We start from the raw sequence: 1,474 nt of genomic DNA, 5'->3' as shown, positions 1-1,474 counted from the left end.
GCCTGAAACCCAGGACGCCCTGCGCGAGACTCTCCGCGAACCGCTGCGCCAAGCCCTGCCGGACTACATGGTCCCCAGTCAACTGCTGTTCATCGAGCGCATGCCGCTGAGCCCCAACGGCAAGCTCGAACGCAAAGCACTGCCCAAGCCCGACGCCAGCCAGGCGCAGAAAGCCTACGCCGCCCCGCGCACCGAACTCGAACAACGCATCGCCGCCATCTGGCAGGACGTGCTCAAACTGGAGCGCATCGGCCTGCACGACAACTTCTTCGAGCTCGGCGGTCATTCCCTGCTGGCCACCCAGGTTCGCTCGCGCATCCGCCAGCAACTGGACCTCGACATCGCCCTGCGCGCCCTGTTCGAGCACAGCACCCTAGGCGCCTTCTGCCAGGCCCTGGGCCAGGCCGACAGCGACGCTCGCCCTGCCCTGATGCCTGCCACGCGTGACCAGGCCCTGCCGCTGTCCTACGCCCAGGAACGCCAGTGGTTCCTCTGGCAGTTACAGCCCGACAGCGCCGCCTACCACATTCCCGCCGCCCTGCGCCTGCGCGGCCCACTCGACTCGGCGGCGTTGGCCACGGCCTTCGACGGCCTGATCGCCCGCCATGAAAGCCTGCGCACCACCTTCGTCGAACACGACGGCCAGGCTGTGCAGCACATCGCCGCGCCCACTGCGCTGGTGATCGTGCACGACACCCTGGCGCCCGGTGCCGAGCAGGAACAGCGCCTGCGCGACTACGTACAGGCCCAGGTGCAGCGCCCGTTCGACCTGCGCCAAGGCCCGCTGCTGCGGGTCAACCTGCTGCGCGTGGCCGAGGACGAGCATGTGCTGCTGCTGGTGCAGCACCATATCGTGTCAGACGCTTGGTCGATGCAGGTGATGGTCGAGGAACTGGTGCACCGCTACCACGCCGCCGGTGAAGGCCAGGATGCCGCGCTGCCGGTGCTGGCCGTGCAATACGCCGACTACGCCTTGTGGCAGCGCCAGTGGATGGAAGCCGGTGAGCGCGAGCGTCAGTTGAGCTACTGGAAAGCCCAACTGGGCACCGCCACCGGCGTGCTGGAATTGCCCACCGACCACCCACGCCCGGCCACCCTCAGCGCCCATGGCGGGCGTGTGGCGCTGACGCTGGAGGCGAAGTTGAGCGAGCAACTGCGCCAGTTGGCCCAGGCGCAGAACGTGACCCTGTTCATGCTGTTGCTGGCCTCGTTCCAGGCCTTGCTGCACCGCTACAGCGGGCAGAATGATATCCGCGTCGGCGTGCCCATCGCCAATCGCGACCGTCTGGAAACCGAGCGGCTGATCGGCTTCTTCGTCAATACCCAGGTACTCAAGGCCGAGTTCAGCGACCAGCAGGTCTTCCTTAGCCTGCTGCAACAGGCACGGGAGGCAGCGCTGGGCGCACAGCAGCATCAGGAGCTGCCGTTCGAGCAACTGGTCGAAGCGTTGCAGCCGGAGCGCAGCCTGAGCCAT

Annotated in this window: 1 protein-coding gene; it reads left to right on the top strand. The window is 67.2% G+C overall.

Features of this window, described 5'->3' with window-relative positions:
• A partial coding sequence (locus tag RAC97_RS24560) for a condensation domain-containing protein (RefSeq protein WP_375102213.1) occupies positions 1 to 1,474 on the top strand: 1,474 nt, incomplete at both ends.

The sequence above is a fragment of the Pseudomonas sp. LS_2 genome, from assembly GCF_042709235.1.
Classification (GTDB): Bacteria; Pseudomonadota; Gammaproteobacteria; order Pseudomonadales; family Pseudomonadaceae; genus Aquipseudomonas.
The sequence above is the reverse complement of the archived record's forward strand: the minus strand, read 5'-3'. Positions and strand labels throughout refer to the sequence as shown.